Origin of the sequence: Bradyrhizobium sp. STM 3557 (genome assembly GCF_045571465.1) — a bacterium.
GTDB lineage: Bacteria > Pseudomonadota > Alphaproteobacteria > Rhizobiales > Xanthobacteraceae > Bradyrhizobium.
Genome location: NZ_CP120697.1, coordinates 3,140,393 through 3,163,797, shown reverse-complemented (window position 1 = coordinate 3,163,797; position 23,405 = coordinate 3,140,393). Strand labels below are relative to the sequence as shown.

Here is a 23,405-nt window from a genome sequence, read left to right as displayed (position 1 = left end):
ATCCAGTACGCCGCGGCCTCTCGATCGACGACGAGCGCCTCTGGAATACTGGATGCCCGCCTGCGCGGGCATGACACTTGATTTTGAAGCGGCAGGACCCGCCTCTGAAGGGCCGCTATCCCTCACTTGCAAAATCCAGCACCGGCGCAGCGGCCAGCAGCGCCTTGGTGTAGTCGTGCTGCGGGCGGTCGAAGATGTCGTCGCGGCTGCCCTGCTCGACGATACGCCCGCTCTGCATCACGATGACGCGGTCGGCGACCTGCTCGACGGCGGCGAGATCGTGGCTGATGAACAGGCAAGCAAAGCCATATTGCGCCTGCAGCCGCTCGAACAATTTGAGCACCTGCGCCTGGATCGTCATGTCGAGCGCCGAGACCGGCTCATCGGCAACGACGAAAGCGGGATGGCGGACGATGGCGCGCGCAATGGCGATGCGCTGACGCTGGCCACCGGACAACTCATGCGGCCAGCGCTGCGCGAAGCCCGATAGGCCAACCTCGCTGAGCATCGCCTCGACCCGCTCAGTGCGCTGCGCTTGTGTCAGCTCCGGCAGATGGCGCAGCGGCTCGGCGACGATCTCACCGACCCGCATGCGTGGATCGAGCGACGAATACGGATCTTGAAAGACGAGTTGCGAGGCCAGGCGAAAGTCGCGGTCGATCGTCGCGGTGACGTCCTTGCCGCGGAAGCGGATCGCACCGCCCGCGACCGGCAACAGCCGCAGCATGGCGCGCCCAAGCGTGGTCTTGCCCGAGCCGCTACCGCCAACCACCGCAACAGTCTCCCCCGTCGCGATGTCGAGATCGACACCGTCGACCGCGGGCGTTGCCGGCGCGCGCCGCAACAGGCCCTGTCGGCCCTGGAATTCGATACGCAATCCGCGCACGCTGATCAGCGCTTCTCTCGATGTGGACGATGTCGCGCGCGCGGCCCGGCGCGGCAGCGCCTCGACCAATTGCTTCGTGTAGGCCTCGCGCGGGGCCGAAAGGATCTGCCGCGCGCTCCCCTCCTCCACCACCCGGCCCTGGCGCAGTACCACGGCGCGCTGCGCGTAGCGCGCGACGAGGCCGAGATTGTGGGTGATCAGCATGACCGCGGTATCGTGATCACGCGCCAGCTCGACCATCAAATCGAGCACCTCGCGCTGCGTCAGCGTGTCGAGCGCCGTGGTTGGCTCGTCCGCGATCAGGAGTTTCGGGCGCAACAGCATGACCGAGGCCAGCATGATGCGCTGGCGCATGCCGCCGGAGAACTCGTGCGGATAGGCATCGAACGTGTGCTCGGGATCGCGGATCTGCACGCGCGCCAGCATGTCGATGCAGCGGCGGCGTACCTCGCTTCGCGACAGCCTCTCATGCAGCGCGAGCCCTTCGGCCATCTGCGCGCCGATGCGGATCGCCGGATTGAGCGAGACCATCGGCTCCTGGAACACCATGCCGATGGCGGGGCCGCGCAGCTTCCGCATCTGCCGCGGCGAAGCCTTCGCAAGATCCTCGCCGTCGAACAGCAGCGTTCCGCCGACGCGCGTCAGTCCCGGCGGCAGCAGGCCGAGCAACGCACGCGCCGCCGCCGTCTTGCCGCTTCCGGATTCACCGACCACGGCGAGAAACTCGCCCCGACCGATCTGGTAGGAGACATCGTCGACGACAACAGCGCCGCTGGCGGCCGCGATGCGCAGACGGTCGAGCTTGAGCAGCGGCACGTTCACGTCTGCGCCATCCGCGGATCAAGGCGGTCGCGCAAGGCATCGCCGAGCAGATTGATGCCGAGCAAGGTCAGCGCAATGCACAGGCCCGGCGCGATGCCAAGCCAGGACGCGTTCTCCATGTAGGAGCGGCTGGCGGCAAGCATATTGCCCCAGGTCGGCGCCGGCGGCGGCACGCCCAACCCTAAGAAGCTCAGCGCACTCTCGGCAAGCAGCACCCAGCCGAACATGGAGGTGGCGAGCACTGCGACCGGCGCGATCGCGTTCGGCAGCACGTGGCGCGCGAGCGTATGAAGCTCGGAATTGCCCATCACGCGCGAGGCCTCGATATATTCCCTTTCGCGGATCGACAGCACCGTGCCGCGCACGACGCGCGCGACCGAGGGCATGTAGGCGAGCCCGAGCGCGAGCACGATGCCGAATCTGCTGGCGCCGACCACGATCATTACGCCGAGCGCCAGCAGGATGCCGGGAAAAGCGAGCAGCGCGTCGGTGAACGCCATGATGATGCGGTCGGTCCAGCCGCGGCGATAGCCGCTGATGCCGCCGACTACGACGCCTACCGTGACGGCGAGTATCACCGTGATCAGCGCGACGATCACGCTGGTGGTGGCGCCGGCCATGATCCGGCTCAGCACATCGCGGCCGAATTCGTCGGTGCCAAGCCAGTGCAGCGCCGATGGCGGCTTCAGCCGCTCGCGTAACGAGGTGCGCAAGGGATCGAACGGCGTCCAGAACGCCGCGGTGACGGCAGTGCCGGCAAGGAGCGCAATGAGGGCGCCGCCGATCAATGTGTTGAGGCGGATCCTCACGACAGCGCCACCCTTGGATCGAACAGCGGATAGCAGAGATCGACGATCAGATTGACGATGACATAGATGAACGCGATGAACAGCAAGCAGCCCTGCACCACCGGATAGTCGCGGGCGAAGATCGAATCGACCAGCAACCGGCCGAGCCCGGGCAGCGTAAACACGGTCTCGATCACGGCGATGCCGCCAAGCAGATGGCCGAGCGTGAGCCCGATCAGGGTCCAGGTCGGCGCGAATGCATTCGGCAGCACGTGCCGCGCCAGCACCCGCCATTCCGGCACGCCCTTGGCGCGCGCATGCGTCACATATTCCAGCCGCAGCACCTCGATCGAGGCCGCGCGCGCCATCCGCGTCAGCACGCCGACTTCGACCATGACCAGCGTGACGACCGGCAGCACCATGAACCAGGCGGCCTGCGAGAAGCTTTCCGAGAACGGCACGTAGCCGATGACAGGCAGCCACTTCAGCTTGAGCCCGAAGAACAGCAGCAGCAACAGGCCGAGCCAGAAGCTCGGGATCGACAGCAGCAGCGTCGCGCTGCCGACCACGGCGAGATCAAGCAGGCTGTTCTGCCGCCAGGCGGCGATCAAGCCGGCCGGCACGGCAATGCAGGCGGCGAGCGCGACCGCGACCAGCACGATGACGGCGCTGACTTGGAAGCGCTCCAGGATCAGCGGCAGCACCGGCAGATTGTTGGTGATGGAGCGGCCGAGATCGCCGGAGGCGAGTTGCTCGAGCCAGTAAAGGAACTGCACCGGGATCGGCTTGTCGAGCCCGAGCTGCTGCCGCATCTGGTCGGCCTGCGCGGGATCGGCGGCATCACCAAGCATCACCTGTACGGGATCGCCGGGAATGAGGCGCACCAGCGCGAACACGGCAACCGCCACCAGAAACAGCGTCGGGATAATCGTGAGCAGCCGCCGTGCGAGATAGCCGAGCATGGCCGTCCTCCGCTATCTACTGCAGGCTCACGCCCCAGAACCGCGCCTCCGGATAGAGCCAGCCGGCATAGCCCTTGATGCTCTTGCGCAAGCCGACCAGCTCCGCGCCGTTGAACAATGCCACCATTGGCACGTCGGCGATGAAGCGGCGATGCATCTCGTCGAACAGCGCCTGGCGCTTGGCGGTGTCGCTGATCTGCATCGATTGCTGCAGCATCTGCTGCGCCTCCGGATTGTCCCACACCTTGCGCGGCTGCTTGTCCTTCGGGCCCATCAGCATCTCGAAGCTGAGCGACGGATCAAGCCGGGCCGAATAGACGAACGACATCGCCTGATAGTCGCCTCTGTTGTAGCGGTCGAGCTGCGCAGCCCAGTCGAGCACCTCGAGCTCGATATTGATGCCGGAGGCGCGCGCCATCTCCTGAGCCAGCACGGCGGAGTCGAACACGTAAGCGTAGCGCTTGTTGGTGATCATCTTGATCGACTGGCCGTGATAGCCGGCCTCCGCCAGCAGCTTCTTCGCCTCGTCCAGATTTTGCTGATACCCCTTGGCCTCGACCGCACCGTAGAACGGGCTGCCAATTGGCAGCGCCGAATTGTTCGGCTTTGCCGTCCCCTCCATGACAGCGTCGACGATCTGCGCGGTGTCGAGCGACAGCGCAATGGCGCGGCGGATGCGCACGTCCTTGAGCAGCGGGTCGCGGGTCTGGAACAGGATGCCGGTCAGGCCGAGCGCCGGCGTGACCGAGAGCTGGGCATCCGGCTGCGACTTCAGCTCGTCCATATCGGGGATCGACAGGCTCATGATCACGTCGAGCGAGCCAGAGAGCAGCCCTGCCCGCGCCGCGGCGCTGTCGGGCACCACGTTGTAACGGACCTTGTCGATCAGCACTTTCTTCTCACCGGTATAGCCGGTGCGCGGCTCGCTGCGCGAGACATAACCCTCGAACTTGACGAGATCGACATATTGGCCGCGCTTCCACTCGGCGAGTTTGAACGGCCCGGTGCCAACAGGCGCGATCCATTTGCCGTCAGGACCGACGGAGTCGCGATGGATGATTGCGCTCTGCCCGCAGTCGGGGCGCGCCAGGGTCGGCAGGAACAGCGCGCTCGGCTGGTCCAGCGTGATCACGACCGTTGTGGGATCAGGCGCGTCGATCTTCTCGATCCGAGCAATGCCGGTCGGGCCGAATTCGGAGAGGCAGCGCCATTGCGTCGCCGGATCGAGCCAGCGCTTGAGCGACCACACCACGTCGTCCGACGTCATGATGGCGCCGTTGTGGAATCTGACGCCCTGCCTGAGCTCAAATGTGTAAATGCGGCCGTCGTCGGAGACGGTCCAGCTGTCCGCGAGCATCGGCCCGACCGAAGTGTCGTCGCGGAAGGCGACCAGGCCCTCCACGACATGCGCGATCACGCCATCGGTGTTGGCGTCGCGATTGGTGCCGGGATCGGTGGAGCGGATATCGGCATTGAGCCGCGCACGCAGCACGGTCTCGGCCGCCGAGCTCGTCGGCATGGTGACGAGCGTGGCCAGCGCGAGCCCGGCCACCGTGAACAGGGATGGCCGGCGGCGATGCATCAGGACGCCCTCGCCACGACGCGCTCGGCCATCGCCTGCGCCGCGCCGGACAGTTCGAGCTTGTAGGTGGTGAACTGGCGGTTCAGCGCCGGCAGCGGCGCCACCTCCATCACCCCGCTCGCCGGCTCCATCAGTATCATCGCCACCGTAGCGCTGAGATTGTTGCTGAGATTGCGGCGCGGCGGCCGGCACACCGACCAGGGATTGGCGTAATCATCGAACAGCGCGGACTTGACGGTATCGAAGGTGATGCTGCCGATGTGCGGCTCCAGCAGCTCGCGCACGCGCAGGTCGCGATAGAGGCTGCACGGCGTGTTGGCGATGCCGGTGTCCTTGAGCTTGCTCAGCGCCACCGGGCTCTGGAAATGATTGGCGTGGACCAGCAGCCCCCGCTCGGGATGCACCTGAAACGTCTCGTCGGGCGCGCATTCGAAATCGATCGCAACGCCGCCGGCCTGGCTGACGATCATGTTGTTGGCGGCGGATTTCTTCGTGCAATAGACCGAGCGCATGGCGAGCGCGATGTGCTCGCTCTCCAGCACCTTGCGGCGGATCAAGGCCAGCGGCGCGCCGATCTGCCGATAGTCGCGGTCCGACTCCAGGTAATTCGCGGTGATGGCGATGCCGACCGCGTTGAAGCCGCAGCGGCCGAGCGCGCCCGCTTCGGTGAAGGTCATCAGATCAGGGCCGTCTTCGCGGCGCACCTTCAGCACCACGGCGGTCTCGGCGCATTCGCGCTTCCAATCCCAGTTCTGCGCGTGGATCAGGCGCCCCGTGCCGGCGGCCTTCGGCAGCACCACGACGCCCGTGCAGCCATCCGGCTCGTCCGGCGTTTTCAGGCGCGCCCGCACTTCCGGCTTTGCCAGCTTCAAGATCTCGGTGCGTGCATTGAGCAGCACGATGTCCTCGAACGGCACGTTCGAGCCCTTTGCGATGCCGCGCATCTCCTCGATATAGGTCGGCTCGAACGCTTCGATGACCGGCAGATAATCGCGCACCAAGGCGGCGACGCCGGCGCTGTCGAGCGACAGCTCCTTCAACTGCTCGAAATAATGCGAGGTGCCCTTGCGGATGCGGCCCGCCGCCTTCTCGCCATACTGCACGCCGCGCTCGAACGGAGCTCCGGAAATCTCGATCAGCGGAAACGGCTCGACCATGCACTCAGGTTCCTTTTGCGTTTCGGCGGAGCGTAATGTACTTTGTGATGACATGAAACAAAAATCTGTCATGCGCACGAAACAGTCACCGAGCCGCCTGCAGCGGCAGCTGTCGGCCCACATTCTGGAACTGATCAATTCCGAGCGGCTGACGCCCGGCACACGGCTCGCCGAGGTCGCGCTGGCCGAGCGATTGCAGGTGTCGCGCACGCCGGTGCGCGCGGCGCTGCAGCTGCTGGCGCGGCGCAAGCTGGTGCGCCAGGGCGCGCAGCGCGGCTATTTCGTCAAGAGCGGCGCGATGTCGCCACGCAAGGCGGCAGCCAAGCCAGAGCCGGTTGATTCCGATCGCCTGTTTCTTGCGATCGCGCGCGACCGCCGCGCCGGCCGCCTGCCCGAGGAGGTCTCCGAGCGCGACCTGATGCAGCGCTATGGCGCGAGCCGTCCGCTGGTGCAGCGCGTGCTGACGCGGCTTGCGGAAGTGGCCGCCGTGCAGCGCAAGCCCGGACATGGCTGGCGTTTCCAGCCGAGCATTTCGGACCCGCAGGCGCGCGCGGAAAGCTATCGTTTTCGTCTTCTGATCGAGCCGGCGGCGTTGATGGAGCCGGGCTTCACGCTCGATCCTGCCTGGGTTGCCGAGATGCGACGGCAGCATCACGAGATGCTCGCGATGCCGTGGAGCGAGACGGCCAGCATCGCGCTCTATGAGATGAATGCCGCCTTCCATGAGGGCCTCGCTGCCGCCTCCGGCAACCGCTATTTCCTGGTCGCCGTGCAGCAGCAGAACCGGTTGCGCCGCTTCGCCAATTACGACTGGACCTTCGGGCACGAGCGCGTGGTGGTGAATTGCCGGGAGCACCTGGCGATCCTCGATCATCTCGAAGCCGGCGCGCGCGTCGACGCGGCGGTGCTGATGCGCCGGCATCTCGAACGCGCCTCCCAGCTGAGACGTATGCCAGAGGGCGCGCGCAAGTAACCAGCACGGATCAGCATCGTAGCCCGGATGAGCGCAGCGACATCCGGGGAGCTTCGCTGGACCGACATCCGGGGTATCGCCGCGCTCACCCGGGCTACAAGCATGCGGCGAGCGACCAACGATGACGTCTAATCAGGAGGCCATGATGACCAGTTCTTCCACGCCCGGCACCGCGCCGCTCAGCCGCGAAGCCATGGAGGCGTTCTGGCTGCCATTCACGCCGAACCGGCAGTTCAAGGACAAGCCGAAGCTGTTCGTATCAGCCGAAGGCATGCATTACGTGACGCCGGATGGCAGGCGCATCCTCGACGGCATGGCCGGCCTGTGGTGCGTCAATGCCGGTCACGGCCAGCAGCATATCGTCGAGGCGATCCAGGCGCAGGCAGCGAAACTCGACTTCGTCTCCTCGTTCCAGATGTCGCATCCGCTGGCCTTCGAGGCCGCGACGCGGATCGCAGCGCTCGCGCCCGATGGGCTCAATCACGTGTTCTTCACCAATTCCGGCTCGGAGTCCGTCGACACCGCTCTGAAGATCGCGCGCGCCTATCACCGCGCCTGCGGCCGGGGCAGCCGCATCCGCTTCATCAGCCGCGCCAAGGCGTATCACGGCATGGGCTGGGGCGGACTGTCGGTGAGCGGCCTGTCACGCCACCGGCGCGACTTCGGTCCCCTGCTCCCGGAGATCGATCATCTGCCGCACACGCATGATCTGGAGCACGCCGCATTCTCGCGCGGCCAGCCGCAATGGGGCGCGCATCTCGCCGACGAGCTCGAGAAGCTGGTCGCGATCCACGATCCCTCGACCATCGCCGCCGTCATCGTCGAGCCTGTCACCGGCTCCGGCGGCGTGCTGCCGCCGCCTCGCGGCTATCTCGAGCGGCTGCGCAAGATCTGCGATCGCCATGGCATCCTCCTGATCTTCGACGAGGTCATCACCGGTTTCGGCCGTCTCGGCGCCGCCTTTGCAGCCAACGCCTTCGGCGTGACGCCCGACATCATCACCTGCGCCAAGGGCATGACCAATGGCGCGGTGCCGATGGGCGGCGTGATCGCGCATGACAAAGTCTATGATGCCATCGTGAACGGCGCGCCCGATGCGATCGAGCTGTTCCATGGCTATACCTATTCGGCGCATCCCTTGGCGTGCGCCGCCGCGCTCGCCACGCTCGACGTCTATCGCGACCAGAACCTGTTTGCGCGCGCCAAGGAAATCGCCCCCCTCTGGGAGAAAGCCGCGCATGCGCTGAAGCAGGCGCCGCATGTCACCGACATCAGGAATATTGGGATCCTGGCGGCGATCGATCTTGCGCCTCGCGACGGCGCGGTTGGCGCGCGCGGCGCCGAGGCCGCCGCACGCTGCTATGAGGACGGCGTGCTGATCCGCGGCTCCAGCGACACACTGGTGCTGTCACCGCCCTTGATCGTGACCGAGGAGCAGATCGCAGAGATCTTCTCGACCATCCGCCGGGCGCTGGACGCTGTCGACTGAGGGCCGGCCGCACCGTCCCGGCGGCTACCGCTGGCCGCCCAATCGTCCTATATCGTCTGCCGCAAAACGTCCTTAACGACGCCAGAGAGACAGTCTACGCCCTACACATGACCATCAGCCATCACCCGCCGGAAGACCTGCTCGCCCACTATGCGGCCGGCGCACTATCCGAGGCGGAGCACCTGGTGATAGCGGTCCATGTCGCCCGCTGCGCACGCTGCCAGCGCTTTGTCCGCACCATGGGAGAGCTGGCTTGCATCGCGCTGACGGACGCGACGGCGCCCGAGTCGCCCGGGGCTTTTGCCGCAATCATGGCAGACATTGATCGCAGGCCGCGGACCGAGCCACACGGCAAGCAGTCGACACGAAGCGACCCGGAACTGGCGGAGCTGCCCGAACCCCTGCAGCGCTGCGAGTTCGGCGAATGGCGCTGGGTCGCACCCGGTCTGACCACGCGGTCGATCCTGCTCACGCCGGACGGCAAACGCCGCGCGTTCCTACTCCACGGCGAGCCGGGCACGCGTCTCATTCAGCACACCCACACCGGCGACGAACTGACCTGCGTCCTCAAAGGAAGCTACACCGATCATACCGATCGCTTCGAAACCGGCGACCTGGACTTCTCCGACGAGGAGGTCGAGCATGAGCTGGTCGTCAGCGACGACGGCCCCTGTCTCTGCCTGATTGCGATGACCGGCGATCTCAGGCTGCGCGGCATGCTGGGCCGGCTGATCAGCCCGTTCATCCGTCTTTGAGCGCCGCTGTTGCAACTGACACCCTTCGCCGCGATCGCGGCCTGTTTGCGGCCGCTCGTCGACGCTACACGTCGCAATCGACGAAGAGATAAGGTCACCATCCGACTCAACGGATCATGATCTCATGCCAGTCTTTCACTGGATCATCCTCGCGCTCTGGCTCGTCTTCATCGTCTATTGGGCGATATCGGCCCTCCGCGCCAAGCGCAGCGTGAGGGGCGCCGTCTGGTGGCGGCACCTGATCGTTCGGCTTGTCATCGCCATGCTGATCATTGTTGCCGTGCAGGTCCCCGCCATTCGCCATGCCCTGCAGGCTGCGACGCACCAAGGACCGGGCAATATGCTCGCGCAGGCGCTCGGCACGCTGCTCGTCGCGCTGGGCATCGGCTTTGCGCTCGCCGCACGCATTCATATCGGGCGCAACTGGGGCATGCCGATGTCGCGCAAGGAAGAGCCGGAGCTGGTGACCGGCGGCCCCTATGCTTTGGTCCGCCATCCGATCTACACCGGCATCCTCACAGCCCTGCTCGGCTCCGTGATCGGATACGGCCTGGTCTGGCTGCCGGTGCTGCTGTTGTCCGCGCCCTACTTCATCTACAGCGCCCGGCGCGAGGAAGCACTGATGCGCGAGCAATTTCCGGAGCGATATCCGGCTTACATGCAACGGACAAAGATGCTGCTGCCATTTGTGTTGTGATGATCCGTGGACTTGCTCCGCCGTCGTCCCGGCCAAGCGAGCGGAGCGAGCGCGAGCCGGGATCCATAGCCACCGAACCTCATTTGGCGAAAGCTGGAGCTTCAGCTACGCCGAACACACCGGCCGGTGGGTCCCCACTTTCGCGGGGACGACACCTGTTATGCGATTGCTGTCGAGGCAAACCCGAAAGGCTTGCTCCCCCGTCGTCCCGGCCAAGCGAAGCGCGAGCCGGGATCCATAGCCACCGAAGCTGTTTGTCGGAATGATCTGGAGCCACAGCCCCTCGTGATCACGACCGCCTGTGGTTCTGGGTCCCTGCGTTCGCAGGGACGACATCTGTGTCTGTGGCTGCTTGTCGGGCAAATCGATCTGCCTGATCTTGCGCGAGTGGCGCGAAAAACGCCGTCGGCAGCGCGCTGCGAAGCCTCCAATCCGCCTGCAGCTAAGAACTAATTTCTTCAAGCCGATCAATGCGCTGATCGCAGTCAAGCCGCCGGCACAAAAATATTCCTGTTTCTATTTTTCAGAATTCATGGTCTATTTCGCCATCCCGTGCTTATTGAGGGGCGTTTCGCGACCGTTCACGAGCGTTGAGCATGGGATGCGGTGGGCGTATCGGATTGCAGCGTGATCACTCGCGCCGACGAACAATCCTGGTGCGCACGGCGAAATCGTGTGGTCCTGGCCTCCCGGTGCTGAGGCCCAGCGCAACGCGCCTTGCGCGTTGTCGCGACACGGGGGCAATCAAGCCGGTCCCCGAGGAGAGCGCGTATAAGCCGTTAAACATCGCGCAGGGAATGCCGGATGTTCGGCTGCACCTGTGGTGACTGCCGCCTGCTTTCTTTTTTGCAGGCGGGCCATGGGTGAGGCCAGCACCCGGCATTCCCTGCGCCCTCTTCTATTCGAGGGCAAACTTCAGCATCACTCGGGCGCAAGGCGCTGCGAGAACGTCGTATCATGGCCGAAGCCCATGCAACAAATCAGGTGTCGTCCCTGCGAACGCAGGGACCCATAACGACAGGACGTCGTTTGACGAAAGTTGTCTCCCATCGGAACCGATGGAAGGATTCCGCGGTATGAGTCCTCGCGTGCGCGAGGACGACAGCTTCGTTGGCCGTCGACCTATCGATCGATATAGACCGCGGGCGCGCGGCGCACGATCACGGGCGGCGGCACATCACGCTGCCAGACTCGGCCGTCATCGAACTGAATCTGCATGCCGTCAGGCGAATAGACCGCGCTCTCGTCGCGCGCGTCGATCCAAAGCCTGCTGTTAGGTGCATTCCAGTCCGGCCAGGCCATGTAGGATTGACCGTTCTCCGTGGTCAATTTCACCGAATCGCCGTTCTGGGTCACGAAGGCCGGCGCACCGATCATGCCGTCCCGACAGCCTTGCACGCAGGTGTAGGTGCCCGTGAGGTTGACCAATGGGCGAGCCGAGGCAGTGCCCGCAATGCAGGCTGCCGCGATGCCGATCATCAACGATACACGTCTCATCACAATCACTCCATCGCTCGAATGAGAGGAACCAGCCCCCTCAACCCCTCGGCCGGATCAAGTGTGCTTGCGCCAAATAGTTCCGGCCACAAGCGAGGCGATGCCAGGGCCGGCACGGCTGTTTTCGTGCCGAATCAAACAGATCCGCCTCACCGGATCTCACAACCAGGTGAGTGTCATGTGGTTTGGACGAAGGTAGCAATTTCGCGGCATGCACCTAGACGGCGAGGCCATCTACTCCACCAGCACGACGTCGACGGCGACGCCGAGCTTCTGTTTCGGCGAGCCGACGATGATGCCGTCGACCGGCGAGACGTCGGCGAAGTCGCGCCCCATGCCGAGCACGATGTGATCATTGGCGACGAGGAGATCATTGGTCGGATCGAAGCCGATCCAACCGAGCGCCTCCCCGCACCACACCGACACCCAGGCGTGAGTCGCGTCGGCGCCCTGCAGGCGCGCCTGCCCCGGTGGCGGAATGGTGCGCAGATATCCGCTGACATAGGCCGCCGGCAGGCCGAGCCCGCGCAGCCCCGCGATCATCACATGAGCGAAGTCCTGGCAGACGCCGTGACGCTTCTCGAAAGCCTCGGCGAGCGGCGTCGAGATCACGGTTGCTTTCGGATCATACTTGAATTCGGTGCGGATACGCCGCATCAGATCGGCTGCGCCGGCGAGCACGCCAGTATCCGCCGCGAAGCTCGCTGCGGCGTAATCAGTGACCGGCTTGAACAGCGGCACCAGGGAGCTTGCGAAGACGTAGCCGATTGGCGACGACGGCCCAAGGCTGGTCGCCTCGATCGCGGCGTCACGCACGCTTTGCCAAGCGGGGCTCGGGGCGTTGCGCTCGAAGGGCTTGCGCGACAGTTTCACGCGCGAGCGCGAGTCGATGCGCAGACTCCGATGCGGCGTATCGATCACGACGCTTTCGGTATGGCTGCCGAAGAAATCGCGGCGAACATGGCGCTCCGCTGGCCGCGGCCGGATCTCCACCGCATGCGAGATCAGTTCCTGGCCATCCCCGGTCTGCGGCTCGAGCCGCAGCGCGCAGCGCGCAAACGAGACTGCGTTCTCGTATGAGTAGGTGGTGACATGGCGGATGTCGTAGATCACGCCAGACCTGTCAGCTTTTCCGGCCGGCTGGCGTTGGGACCATGCGGGAAATAATGCAGCCCGATCGCATCAGCCAGCGTGAGCAGGTCCTGCTCGACCGCGAACATGGTCTTGGTGTCGAGCCGCTCGGCCTGCGCGGTGGCCAACGTGGCCTGCACCGAAACCGCAAGCCGCTGCGGCCGCTCCATCAGGCCGTTCCCCTTCAGGGCCGGCAGGCTCGCGATGTGCTCGTTGAGCGCCTCGACCTGGAACGCGACCGAGCGCGGATTATAGGCGTCGAGCAACACGAGATCGCGAATCGGCGCAAGCAAGGGCCCGAGCAGATAGCGCGAGCGATAGGTGATCTGGCAGTCAACCAGGGTCAGCAGGATGTCGAGATCCTCCGGCGTCGCCTCATCGGAGCCGAACTGGCGGGCAAAGCGCGTGGTGTTGATGGCGCGCTCGACGCGATGACCGATCTCGAGAAAGCGCCAGCCGGCGGCGCGGTTCATGTTCTCCTGCGCCAGGCCGGCGAAGCTCGCCAGCTCTCGCAATGCGAGCTCGGCGGCGCTGACCGCGCCGTCGTCATCCTCGATCTCCTGCGCCAGCCGGCTCGGCATTTCCGTGATGACCTGCCAGGCGTCCGGCGACAACCGCTCGCGCAACGAGGTGGCGGTGCGCTGCGCCGAACGCAGCAGCGACAACGCCGAGCCGAACTGGCTTTCCGATTGCAGCGCTTCCACGACGATCCGCGGCGCCTGCATGCGCGAGGTCTGCGAGATCGCGCCCCACGCGAACAGCAGGCGCTGAATCCGCTCGGCGGCGTTCAGCGTTGCGGGCGAGTTCTTGCCGGGATCGCGCTGCTGAGTGCCGAGCGCCCGGATCAGCCGCAGCGTCGCCTCCGCGCGTTCGAGATAGCGCCCCAGCCAGAACAGATTGTCGGCGGCACGGCTCGGCAGCACGCCGGCGATGCGGCGGATCCGCACCGTGTCGGATGCCGGCAGCAGCGTCCTTGCTTCCACCGCCTTGTCGGCGACGACCCATACGTCGGCCGCGCGCGCCCCATCGCCCATCGATACCGCACGTGCATCAGGCCGCTCAGCGATCCGGCAGAAACCACCGGGCATCACCATCCAGCCGTCCGGCGTCGCGGCCGCAAATACGCGCAGCACGAAGGGACGCGGCGTCAGCCGTCCCTGCTCCCACACCGGTGTCGTCGACAGCCGCACCAGTTCCTGGCCGACATAGTCGATGCCCCGCTCGGAGATCAAAGTCTTCAGCCGTGCACGCTCGGGCGCGGACAAATCACCGGCAAGCACCGGGCCCTGGTCGGCAAAACCCGGCACGGCACGGCCATAGGCGCCTTCGATGGCGAACTGATCAAGGCGGTCCAACACCTCCTCGCGCGCCGACTTCTGGCCGCACCACCAGGTCGCAATGTGCGGCATCTTCAAGGGCTCGCCGAGCAGCCGCTCGCAGAGGCTCGGCAGGAAGCCAAGCAACGCGCGCGCCTCCAGCACGCCGGAGCCGGGCATGTTGGCGATGACGACACCGTTCTTGCGCAGCACGTCGATCAGGCCGGGCACGCCGAGCCGCGAGGCGGCATCGAGCTCGAGCGGGTCGAGCGAGTTGGAATCGACGCGGCGCAACAACACGTCGACCCGCTTCAGCCCGGCGACGGTGCGGATGTGGACGCGGTCGCCGCTGACGGCGAGGTCGTCGCCCTCGACCAGCAGGAAGCCGAGATAGCGCGCCAGTGTAGCATGCTCGAAATAGGTCTCGCTGAAGATGCCGGGCGACAGCACGGCAATCCGCGGCTCGTCGCGATCGGCAGAGGCGCGCAGTGCGTCGCGAAAGGCCTCGAAGAACGGCGCAACGCGCTCCACATTCATCGACTTGTAAAGCGAGGAGAAGGCGCGCGACAGCACCAGGCGGTTTTCCAGCGCGTAGCCAGTGCCCGACGGCGCCTGCGTGCGATCGCTGAGCACCCACCATCGTCCATCCGGGCCGCGGCCCACATCGGCGGCATAGAGGCTGAGAAAGCGACCGCCCGAAGGCCTGATGCCGCAGGCGGGGCGCAGATATTCACTCGACCCGGCGACGACTGCTGCCGGAATCGCGCCCTCCGCCACCAGCCGGCCCTCGCCATAGAGATCCCTGAGCACCAGCTCGAACAGATCGGCGCGTTGCGCAATGCCGGCGGAGAGCTGTTGCCAGTCTCCCTCGTCGATCAAGAGCGGCAGGTGGCTCAGCGGCCACGGCCGCTCGGCGCTCTCGCCCGGCGCGCGATAGGTGATGCCGGCCTCACGCAAATGGCGGTCGGCGGAGGCAAAGCGCCGCTCGATATCGGCAGGCGCGAAGCCGGCAAAGGCCTCGAAGAAACGCCCCCAGACCGGGCGGGGACTGCCGTCAGCGGCAATGAACTCGTCGGCAATGCCGGGCAGCGGCGCATAGTCGCGCACCCATTGCGCCACCCGCCGCTGTGCCGGACGCGCCTTGTTTGCGGGACTGGCTGCCGGACTGCTGCCCTGGTTTTGGCCGGTCTCGTCCGACATGCCCACTCTCCCGATCGCGATCCGTTCGCATCAATGCAGGAGTGGCGTTCGCAAGTCGAGGGTCATCGGGAATTCAATTGTGCGTTCCTCGCGCGGCGGATCGACCTTGCCGGGCGTATGGCCATGATCCTGGAAGCGGGCCAGCCGCCGCGCTTCCGCCTCATAGGAGTTGACCGGCTTGGTGTCATAGTTGCGGCCACCGGGATGGGCGACATGATAGACGCAGCCGCCGAGCGAGCGGCCGTTCCAGGTGTCGATGAGGTCAAAGGTCAGCGGCGAATGCACCGGCACGGTCGGATGCAGGCCCGAGGCCGGCTGCCAGGCTTTGAAACGGACCGCAGCGACCGCCTCACCGGCGCGGCCGGTCGCGGTCATTGGCAACCGCCGACCGTTGCAGCTGATGACATGGCGGCCTTCAACGAAGCCTTCCGCTTTCATCTGCAGCCGTTCGACCGAGGAATCGACATAGCGGACGGTGCCCCCTGCCATGCCCTCCTCGCCGAGCACGTGCCATGGCTCCAGCGCCTGCCGCAGTTCCAGCGTCACGCCGCCATGATGGACGCGGCCGAAGGTCGGGAAGCGAAATTCGAGCTGAGCAAGATACCACTCCGGCGAGAAGTCGTAGCCCGATTGCCTCAGCTCATCGAGCACATCGAGGAAGTCCTCCCACACCATATGCGGCAGCATGAAACGATCATGCAGCGCGGTGCCCCAGCGCACGAACCTGCCCTGCTGCGGCTCGCGCCACAATTTGGCGATCAGCGCGCGAATGAGCAGTTGCTGCGCCAGCGACATGCGCGGATCGGGCGGCATCTCCAGCGCGCGGAACTCGACGAGCCCGAGACGGCCCGTCGAGCTATCAGGCGAATAGAGCTTGTCGATGCAAATCTCGGCGCGATGGGTATTGCCGGTGATGTCGACCAGGAGGTGCCGGAACAACCTATCGACCAGCCACAATGGAATGCTCTCGCCGGGGTTCGGCACCTGCGCGAGCGCGATCTCCAACTCATAAAGGCTGTCATGCCGCGCTTCATCGATGCGCGGCGCCTGGCTGGTCGGGCCGATGAACATGCCGGAGAACAAATAGGACAGCGACGGATGGCGCTGCCAATACAGCACGAGACTTTTCAAGAGGTCCGGCCGGCGCAGGAAGGGCGAATCCTGCGGCGTGCTGCCGCCGACCACGATGTGGTTGCCGCCGCCGGTGCCGGTGTGGCGACCATCGATCAGGAAGCGGTTGGCGCCGAGCCTGACCCTCGCGGCGTCCTCATAGAGACCGAATGTGATGTCGACGGCCTGCCGCCAGGTCGCGGCCGGCTGGATGTTGACCTCGATCACTCCCGGATCGGGCGTCACCTTGATCACCTCGACGCGCGGATCGTGCGGCGGCGCATAGCCTTCGACGTGAACCTTGACCCGCAGCTCCTCAGCGGTCGCTTCCACGGCAGCGACCAGCTCCAGGTAATCCTCCAGCTTCTCGACCGGCGGCATAAAGGCACAGAGCACGCCGTCGCGGATCTCGATCGACAACGCGGTACGCACGCCGCCCGCGCCATTGCCGGCGCGCTGCTCTTGAACAGCCTGTTGCGGGCCGCCGGCATCTGCGGCTGCAACCGGCTCGAACGGCTGGGCCGCGGGCACCGGCGCTGGTTGATCGAATGTCGGCAATGGACCGCGCGGTTCGAGCGGGTCCTGCGCGTGCAGATAGGGATAGTCCTCGGGTGGAATATACGGCAGCGAATTCATCGGCAGCCGCAACCCCAAAGGCGAGTCGCCCGGCACCAGAAACAGGTTGCCGCGCCGCAACTGCCAACGCTCGCTGCGCCAGCGCGGCGGAGATCCGCTCGCATCGGCATTCCAGCGCTGGATCGGCAGCACGAAGCCTTTTGGCGTGTTGAGCCCGGAGTCGAACACCCGCGCCATCCGCGCGCGTTCCTCCGGATCGGCAAGCTTGGAGTCACCGGGATCGACATTGAGCGGCAGCGAGGCTTCCTTCTGCACCCAGTGCGCGGGATCCTCGAATGCCGGCAGCACATAATCAGTGCCGAGCCCAAGCTTCTCGGCGGTCGCGACAGCAAAGCGCTCCGCCTCCGCGATGCTGGCCGGACGCGGCGCCTCCATGCCCGCGATCAGCTCCGCATTCTTCCAGATCGGCACGCCATCCTTGCGCCAATAGAGGCCGAACGCCCAACGCGGCAGGCTCTCGCCCGGATACCATTTGCCCTGCCCATAATGCAGCAGGCCGCCAGGCGCAAAACGTGTGCGCAGGTGACGGATCAACTCATCAGCAAGCCCGCGCTTGGCGGGACCGACCGCGGCCGTATTCCATTCCGGCGATTCCATGTCATCGACCGATACGAACGTCGGCTCGCCGCCCACGGTCAGGCGCACGTCATGCGCGGCGAGATCGGCATCGACGGCCTCGCCAAGCTGATCGAGCGTAGCCCAGGCCTCATCCGAGAAGGGCTTGGTGATCCGCGGCGCTTCGCGGATCCGCCTCACATTCATCTCGAAGCTGAACTCGACATTGGCAAAGCCGGCGCTGCCGGAGATCGGCGCCGCGGACCGATAATGCGGCGTCGCCGCAACCGGAATATGCCCTTCACCTGCCAGCATGCCGGAGGTGACATCGAAGCCGATCCAGCCGGCGCCCGGCAGATAGACCTCGGCCCAAGCGTGAAGATCGGTAAAGTCGTTCTCGACCTCGCGCGGTCCTTCGATGGGGTCAATGTCCGGACGAAGTTGGATCAAATAACCGGAGACAAAACGCGCCGCGAGGCCGAGATGCCGCAACGTCTGGATCAACAACCATGCGGAGTCGCGGCAGGAACCCGCGGAGCTCGCAAGCGTCTCCTCCGGCGTTTGAACGCCCGGCTCCATGCGGATGATATAGTTTATCTTTTTCTGCAGGGCGGCATTCAGATCGACCAGGAAACCGACGGTGTTGCCGGCTTCGCGCGGAATCGACTTCAAGTAATCCGCGAACAGCGGGCCGGGTTCGATCGTCTCCAGATAAGGCGCGAGCTCGGCCTTCAGGCCGTCCGGATAGGCGAACGGAAAGCTGTCGGCATAAGGCTCGACAAAGAAGTCGAACGGATTGACCACGGTCATCTGCGCCGTGAAGTCGACCTCGATCCTGAGCTCGTTCACCTTGTCCGGAAAGATGTAGCGCGCGAGCCAGTTGCCCTGCGGATCCTGCTGCCAGTTCACGAAATGATTCGCCGGCGTGATCTTGAGCGAATAGCTCAGCACCGGCGTGCGCGTATGCGGCGCCGGCCGCAGGCGGATGGTCTGCGGACCCAGCTCGACAGGCCGATCATATTTATAGTGGGTAACGTGGTGTAGCGCGACGTAGATCGACACGGGGACGCAATGCTCCAGCAGCTTTTTTGAGCAGAACACCGCTCATGCCCCCGATCAAGCATGAACAACGGGCAGCTCCTGCCTATGTCAGATGCGCATCGAGGTTTAGGTTGATGAGAAAAGACTACTTATGATTGATATATCAGTAAAATCTGGTTGCTGGCGCGAGGCCGCAACAACCGCAACAGCAACGCCACACGGACACGCAATCACCATCCCGTCAACTCTGCTGCGGATGCACATCACTGCAACGCCGCACTCCTTCGCGTACTACTCCCCTGCCCTCGAGATCAACCACTACTTCCGTACGCACTGCCGATCACGCGTCAGCTAGACATTTCGAGGTATTGCTGTGGATCATAAAATGAGTGCGGAGCCCGGTCGCCTGGACGTCATATTGCCGGTTCGGCGCTGTCGAGATAACAATTAGTTACAATTTCTTCATTACGCGGGCCAAAATGATCTGCCACCTCCTACTACATCTGGCGCCACCGGCCCACCGACATACCGTCAACTTGCTACAAATGAGCTGTCTTGATACAAGCAGGCCGCGATATGGCACATCGAGATTGCCATATTGCGTTTGAGAGGCTAATAGCAGCCCCCTTAGTTGGATATCACGCGGGTGTTCCACTCGCTGCAATCGCTTGATAGCTGGAACACGCGTGCTAATTAGGATTCCACATTCAAAGGAGAATCATGTGGCCAAGGCAGCAAAGAAGGCACCGAAGAAGCTCGCACGCAAGCCGTACACCTCGGCTGACATCAAGCTGTTGAAGCAGCACTCGAAATCGAAGACGCCCGTCGCCAAGATCGCCAAGCAGATGAAGCGGACGGAAGGTTCGCTGCGTCAGAAGGCCCTCGCGCTCGGCATCGGGCTCGGGCATCAGCGTTAATCAGCTGCCTGCGGCGGCCGGACGGCCGCCCGTGCTCCGGCTTCCGACGTTCGCGCGCATCTCAGGCGCTGAGATGCGACGCGAACTTCGGATGCCGGTGGGTTCACAAATTGATGATTTCGGTACGGCTTGATGCCGTGACATCCAATCCTGCGCGGCAGAACCGGTTGAGGCTCAGGCTCCGTGCAACGGGCCGACCATGCCAGCGGGCGACGACTACATCGTCGCGCCAAGCACCCAGGGAGCGAACTCGGCGCCGCCGAAATCGAAGCTCTCGCTCTTGGTCGGCTGGCCCGAGGCCGTCTTCAGCATCAGCTCGAAAATTCGCTGGCCACACTGCTGCACCGTCTCCTCGCCGTCCAGGATGGTGCCGCAATTGACGTCCATGTCGTCTTCCATGCGCTTGAACATCGGCGTGTTGGTGGCGAGCTTGATCGACGGCGCCGGCTTGCAGCCGAACACGCTGCCGCGCCCGGTGGTGAAGCACACCATGTTGGCGCCGCCCGCGACCTGCCCGGTCGCCGCGACCGGGTCGTAGCCGGGCGTGTCCATGAACACGAAGCCCTTCTTGGTGACAGGCTCTGCGTAATGCAGAACGTCGACCAGGTTGGTGCTGCCAGCCTTGGCCATCGCACCGAGCGACTTCTCCAGGATGGTGGTGAGGCCGCCGGCCTTGTTGCCCGGGCTCGGATTGGCGTTCATCTCGGCGCCTTCGCGCTGGGTGTACTCCTCCCACCAGCGCATCAAGGATACCAGCTTCTCGCCGACCTCGCGGCTGACCGCGCGGCGCGTCAACAGATGCTCGGCGCCATAGGTCTCCGGCGTCTCCGAGAGAATGACGGTGCCGCCATGACGCACGAGAAGGTCGCTCGCCGCGCCCAGCGCGGGATTGGCAGAAACGCCCGAATAGCCGTCGGAACCGCCGCATTGCAGGGCAACCGTCAACTCGCTGGCCGAGACGGTCTCGCGTTTGACGTTGTTGGCGTCGGTCAGCGCCTCCTTGACGAAGGCAATACCGGCCTCGACCGTCTTGCGGGTGCCGCCGACCTCCTGAATGTCCATCGCGCGCAGCCGTCCGGCGAGCTTCTGCTCCTCCATCAGCCCGCCGATCTGGTTGACCTCGCAGCCCAGGCCCAGCACGATGACATGCGAAAAATTAACGTGACGCGCGTAGCCGCCGAGGGTCCGCCGCAGCAGCTTGAGCGGCTCGTCGAGCGTCATGCCGCAACCGGTCTTGTGGGTCAGCGCCACCACGCCGTCGACATTGGGAAAATCGGCCAGCGGATTGGCGCCCGTGAACGGGTTCTTCTTGAACACGTCGGCAACCAGGCTCGCGACATGCGCGCTGCAATTCACCGAAGTGAGGATGCCGATATAGTTGCGGGTGGCGACGCGGCCATCCGGCCTGCGGATGCCTTCGAAAGTGGCCGGCAGATCGAAATTCGGCACCGGCTTGACATCGACGCCGTAGGCGTAGTCCTTGGCGAAATCGCCCATGCCGCAATTCTGCGTATGCACGTGCTGGCCCGGCGCAATCGGCGCGGTGGCAAAGCCGATGATCTGGCCATAGCGCTTGATCGGCTCGCCTTGTGCAATCGGCCTGATCGCGACCTTGTGACCGGCCGGAATCCGCTCCGAGGTGGTGACGCCATCCACCACTGCCATGCCGGACGGCAGGCTCGCACGAGCGATCAGCACGCTGTCATCGGGGTGAAGGCGGATCACGGGGGCCGGAGTCATGGTTGTGTCTCTCAGTTGAGTTTGTGGACGGAGCGAGGGATCAGGCGAATGGTGACTGGCGAATAGCGAATAGAAGCTTCCCTACTCGCTACTCCCTATTCGCCATTCGCCCTTTACGCCTTACCGCCGGAATCCTTCCGCGTTTGGTTCACCTGCATCTTGGCATAGGTCATCATCAGGCCGACCTCGTTCGAGAGCGTCACCAGCTTGAAACCCATGTTGATGGCGCGCACCGCGCCTTCGGCGCCGCTGCAATGGATGCCCGGATTGAGCCCGCGCTTGCCGCATTCCTTGACGATCTTCTCGTAGATCTTGAGGATCTCCGGCTCGTCGCGATCGAGCTTCGGCACCAGCCCATAGGAGAAGCCGAGATCGGAGGGCCCGATATAGACGCCGTCGATGCCTTCGACGTCGAGGATGGCTTCCATGTTCTCGACCGCGGTCTTGGTTTCCATCATCGGCAGCAGCACGATCTCATCATTGGCGGTCTTCTGATACTCGCCGGCGCCCCCATACATGCCCGAGCGGATCGGGCCGTTGGAGCGGGTGCCCTTCGGCGGATACTTGGCGTAAGAGACCAGGTTCCTGGCTTCCTGCGGCGTGTTGACCATCGGGCAGATCACACCGTAAGCACCGCCGTCGAGCACCTTGCCGATGATGCCCGGCTCGTTCCAGGGCACGCGCACCATCGGCGTCACCGGATGGCCGCCCATCGCCTGGAAGCATTGCACCATGGAGAGGTAGTCCTGCACGCCGTGCTGCATGTCGACAGTGACGCTGTCGAACCCGCATTGCGCCACGACTTCCGCCGAGAAGCCGGAGGGAATCGCGAGCCACGCGTTGACAACCGCCTTGCCCTCTGCCCAGACCTGCTTGACCCTATTCTTTGCCACGTGTGCGTTCCTTCCTTGTTGTCCAGACTTGTTGTCATTGCGAGCGAAGCGAAGCAATTCAGACACGACCCACTTAATAACCAGCCCGGATTGCTTCCGCCGTCGCCCTTCGGGCTATGGCGGACAAGTCGTCGCCTTCGGCTCCTCGCAATGACGGTGTTAGGGGGCCGTCGCCCGCTGGATGCTCGCCTCGCTGACGCCGACCTCGCGTGCCGTGTTCACTATCGCCGCCCAGGTGTCGTCCGGCAAGGGCACACCCTTCTTTGTGCGCTCGGCCCGTGTCATCCGCTCGGTGTCGCCGGGGACCAGCACCTGATCGACGCCGGCGACCGGCTTAGTGGCCCGGATGAAATCGGTATAGCGGGTCACCTCGCCGTCGAAGAAATGAGCGGGATCGACCACCTTGGGATCGATGTAGAACGCCAGCATGCCGTTGGCGAAGCGCCGGTTCGCCGAGGTCGCGCCGGTCCCGGTCAGCGCGCCGCCGAGCAGTTCGCAGATGAACGCAAGGCCCGAGCCCTTGTGCTCGCCGAAGGCACGGATCGCGCCGGTGCCCTTGGTGTGGTCGCGCGGACCATCCGGCTCATAAGGCCCGTACAGCACGTGAGGATCCTCGCTCAAGCTGCCGTCAGCATCGATCAACGCGCCTTTCGGTAGCTTCTTGCCGCCGCGGCTTGCGACCAGGCACTTGCCTTCAGCAACGATCGAGGTGGCGAAATCGAGCACGATCGGGTCCTGACCCTCGCGCGGAATGCCGACACAATATGGCGCGGTCGACAGCCGCTTCTCGACACCGCCGTAAGGCGCGACCAGGAGCGAGCCCGCTGCAGTGACGAAATGAACCGATACCAGGCCTTCCGCTGCGGCCATCTCGGCCCAGTCGCCGACGCGGCCGAGATGGCCGGAATTGCGCAGCGCCAGCGCTGTCACGCCGGCCTTCTTGCACTTTTCGATACCCAGCCTCACGGCCTGCGGCGTGACCGTCTGACCATAGCCGAACTTGCCATCGACGACCACGAGCGAGGGCGTGTCGACCACGACCTCCGCGGTCTGGTTCGGCACGATCGAGCCCATCTTCTTCCACCTGATGTAGACGGGAACCCGGATCACGCCGTGGCTATCATGGCCGGTGAGATTTGCCGTCGTCAGATAGGTCGCGATGCGCCGCGCCTCCTCCGCCGACGAATCGGCATGCGCAAAGACGTCGGCAACGAAATCGATGAGGTTTTCGACTTTGATAGTAACCATGATAGCTCGC

18 protein-coding genes are annotated in these 23,405 nt (G+C 64.7%); 6 read left to right on the top strand and 12 right to left on the bottom strand.

Annotation, left to right across the window (positions count from 1 at the left end):
• Positions 1 to 115: 115 nt before the first annotated feature.
• The 5 genes from P6U24_RS14260 to P6U24_RS14240 are packed head-to-tail and all read right to left on the bottom strand — an operon-like array spanning position 116 to position 6,197.
• On the bottom strand, positions 116 to 1,708 hold the full coding sequence (locus P6U24_RS14260; RefSeq protein ID WP_407159725.1) for a dipeptide ABC transporter ATP-binding protein: 1,593 nt from the start codon (positions 1,706 to 1,708) through the stop codon (positions 116 to 118).
• A complete protein-coding gene (locus P6U24_RS14255; RefSeq protein ID WP_407159724.1) occupies positions 1,705 to 2,517 on the bottom strand; it encodes an ABC transporter permease in 813 nt (270 codons plus the stop codon). The genes P6U24_RS14260 and P6U24_RS14255 overlap by 4 nt, the downstream gene beginning before the upstream one ends.
• A complete protein-coding gene (locus P6U24_RS14250; protein WP_407159723.1) occupies positions 2,514 to 3,458 on the bottom strand; it encodes an ABC transporter permease in 945 nt (314 codons plus the stop codon). The genes P6U24_RS14255 and P6U24_RS14250 overlap by 4 nt, the downstream gene beginning before the upstream one ends.
• Before the next feature lie 16 nt (positions 3,459 to 3,474).
• Positions 3,475 to 5,040, bottom strand: coding sequence for an ABC transporter substrate-binding protein (locus P6U24_RS14245; RefSeq protein ID WP_407159722.1), 1,566 nt, complete (start codon positions 5,038 to 5,040; stop codon positions 3,475 to 3,477).
• Positions 5,040 to 6,197, bottom strand: coding sequence for a C45 family autoproteolytic acyltransferase/hydolase (locus P6U24_RS14240; RefSeq protein WP_407159721.1), 1,158 nt, complete (start codon positions 6,195 to 6,197; stop codon positions 5,040 to 5,042). The genes P6U24_RS14245 and P6U24_RS14240 overlap by 1 nt, the downstream gene beginning before the upstream one ends.
• A 70-nt stretch (positions 6,198 to 6,267) precedes the next feature.
• Here P6U24_RS14240 and P6U24_RS14235 point away from each other — a divergent pair, with 70 nt between their 5' ends.
• The 5 genes from P6U24_RS14235 to P6U24_RS14215 all read left to right on the top strand — a co-directional run bounded on the left by P6U24_RS14235 (position 6,268) and on the right by P6U24_RS14215 (position 10,742).
• Entirely contained in the window at positions 6,268 to 7,170 is a 903-nt protein-coding gene (locus P6U24_RS14235; protein ID WP_407159720.1) for a GntR family transcriptional regulator, read from the top strand.
• 142 nt (positions 7,171 to 7,312) lie between these two features.
• Positions 7,313 to 8,659 (top strand): aminotransferase class III-fold pyridoxal phosphate-dependent enzyme, encoded by a 1,347-nt coding sequence (locus tag P6U24_RS14230; RefSeq protein WP_407159719.1) that lies wholly within the window; start codon positions 7,313 to 7,315, stop codon positions 8,657 to 8,659.
• Positions 8,660 to 8,766: 107 nt separating this feature from the next.
• Positions 8,767 to 9,414, top strand: coding sequence for a ChrR family anti-sigma-E factor (locus P6U24_RS14225; protein ID WP_407159718.1), 648 nt, complete (start codon positions 8,767 to 8,769; stop codon positions 9,412 to 9,414).
• 124 nt (positions 9,415 to 9,538) lie between these two features.
• Positions 9,539 to 10,111, top strand: a complete 573-nt coding sequence (locus P6U24_RS14220; RefSeq protein ID WP_407159717.1) for a methyltransferase family protein — start codon at positions 9,539 to 9,541, stop codon at positions 10,109 to 10,111.
• 352 nt (positions 10,112 to 10,463) lie between these two features.
• A complete protein-coding gene (locus tag P6U24_RS14215; protein WP_407159716.1) occupies positions 10,464 to 10,742 on the top strand; it encodes a hypothetical protein in 279 nt (92 codons plus the stop codon).
• Positions 10,743 to 11,233: 491 nt separating this feature from the next.
• Here the strand turns inward: P6U24_RS14215 and P6U24_RS14210 are convergent, their stop codons facing one another.
• The 4 genes from P6U24_RS14210 to P6U24_RS14195 all read right to left on the bottom strand — a co-directional run bounded on the left by P6U24_RS14210 (position 11,234) and on the right by P6U24_RS14195 (position 18,618).
• Positions 11,234 to 11,617 carry a hypothetical protein gene (locus P6U24_RS14210; RefSeq protein WP_407159715.1) on the bottom strand — a complete coding sequence of 128 codons (384 nt, stop codon included), beginning with the start codon at positions 11,615 to 11,617 and terminating at the stop codon, positions 11,234 to 11,236.
• 225 nt (positions 11,618 to 11,842) lie between these two features.
• Positions 11,843 to 12,721 carry a transglutaminase N-terminal domain-containing protein gene (locus tag P6U24_RS14205; protein ID WP_407159714.1) on the bottom strand — a complete coding sequence of 293 codons (879 nt, stop codon included), beginning with the start codon at positions 12,719 to 12,721 and terminating at the stop codon, positions 11,843 to 11,845.
• Complete coding sequence (locus P6U24_RS14200) at positions 12,718 to 15,255, bottom strand: circularly permuted type 2 ATP-grasp protein (protein ID WP_407159713.1); 2,538 nt, start codon at positions 15,253 to 15,255, stop codon at positions 12,718 to 12,720. Before P6U24_RS14200 ends, P6U24_RS14205 begins: the two co-directional genes overlap by 4 nt.
• A 30-nt stretch (positions 15,256 to 15,285) precedes the next feature.
• Positions 15,286 to 18,618 (bottom strand): DUF2126 domain-containing protein, encoded by a 3,333-nt coding sequence (locus P6U24_RS14195; protein WP_407159712.1) that lies wholly within the window; start codon positions 18,616 to 18,618, stop codon positions 15,286 to 15,288.
• 701 nt (positions 18,619 to 19,319) lie between these two features.
• On the opposite strand from P6U24_RS14195, the gene P6U24_RS14190 reads away from it, so the two are divergent.
• Entirely contained in the window at positions 19,320 to 19,514 is a 195-nt protein-coding gene (locus P6U24_RS14190; protein ID WP_407159711.1) for a hypothetical protein, read from the top strand.
• A gap of 216 nt (positions 19,515 to 19,730) precedes the next feature.
• Here the strand turns inward: P6U24_RS14190 and P6U24_RS14185 are convergent, their stop codons facing one another.
• The 3 genes from P6U24_RS14185 to P6U24_RS14175 all read right to left on the bottom strand — a co-directional run bounded on the left by P6U24_RS14185 (position 19,731) and on the right by P6U24_RS14175 (position 23,395).
• Positions 19,731 to 21,254 (bottom strand): UxaA family hydrolase, encoded by a 1,524-nt coding sequence (locus P6U24_RS14185; RefSeq protein WP_407159710.1) that lies wholly within the window; start codon positions 21,252 to 21,254, stop codon positions 19,731 to 19,733.
• Between the two features lie 113 nt (positions 21,255 to 21,367).
• Entirely contained in the window at positions 21,368 to 22,147 is a 780-nt protein-coding gene (locus P6U24_RS14180; protein ID WP_407159709.1) for an HpcH/HpaI aldolase family protein, read from the bottom strand.
• A gap of 159 nt (positions 22,148 to 22,306) precedes the next feature.
• Positions 22,307 to 23,395: a malate/lactate/ureidoglycolate dehydrogenase gene (locus tag P6U24_RS14175; RefSeq protein WP_407159708.1), complete on the bottom strand. Its 1,089-nt coding sequence runs from the start codon at positions 23,393 to 23,395 to the stop codon at positions 22,307 to 22,309.
• Positions 23,396 to 23,405: the final 10 nt, after the last annotated feature.

Coding starts and splice junctions, on each gene's coding strand:
- P6U24_RS14250 (WP_407159723.1), bottom strand. CDS start 3,458: ATGCTCGGCTATCTCGCACGGCGGCTGCTCACGATTATCCCGACGCTG.
- P6U24_RS14245 (WP_407159722.1), bottom strand. CDS start 5,040: ATGCATCGCCGCCGGCCATCCCTGTTCACGGTGGCCGGGCTCGCGCTG.
- P6U24_RS14240 (WP_407159721.1), bottom strand. CDS start 6,197: ATGGTCGAGCCGTTTCCGCTGATCGAGATTTCCGGAGCTCCGTTCGAG.
- P6U24_RS14235 (WP_407159720.1), top strand. CDS start 6,268: ATGCGCACGAAACAGTCACCGAGCCGCCTGCAGCGGCAGCTGTCGGCC.
- P6U24_RS14230 (WP_407159719.1), top strand. CDS start 7,313: ATGATGACCAGTTCTTCCACGCCCGGCACCGCGCCGCTCAGCCGCGAA.
- P6U24_RS14225 (WP_407159718.1), top strand. CDS start 8,767: ATGACCATCAGCCATCACCCGCCGGAAGACCTGCTCGCCCACTATGCG.
- P6U24_RS14220 (WP_407159717.1), top strand. CDS start 9,539: ATGCCAGTCTTTCACTGGATCATCCTCGCGCTCTGGCTCGTCTTCATC.
- P6U24_RS14200 (WP_407159713.1), bottom strand. CDS start 15,255: ATGTCGGACGAGACCGGCCAAAACCAGGGCAGCAGTCCGGCAGCCAGT.
- P6U24_RS14185 (WP_407159710.1), bottom strand. CDS start 21,254: ATGACTCCGGCCCCCGTGATCCGCCTTCACCCCGATGACAGCGTGCTG.
- P6U24_RS14175 (WP_407159708.1), bottom strand. CDS start 23,395: ATGGTTACTATCAAAGTCGAAAACCTCATCGATTTCGTTGCCGACGTC.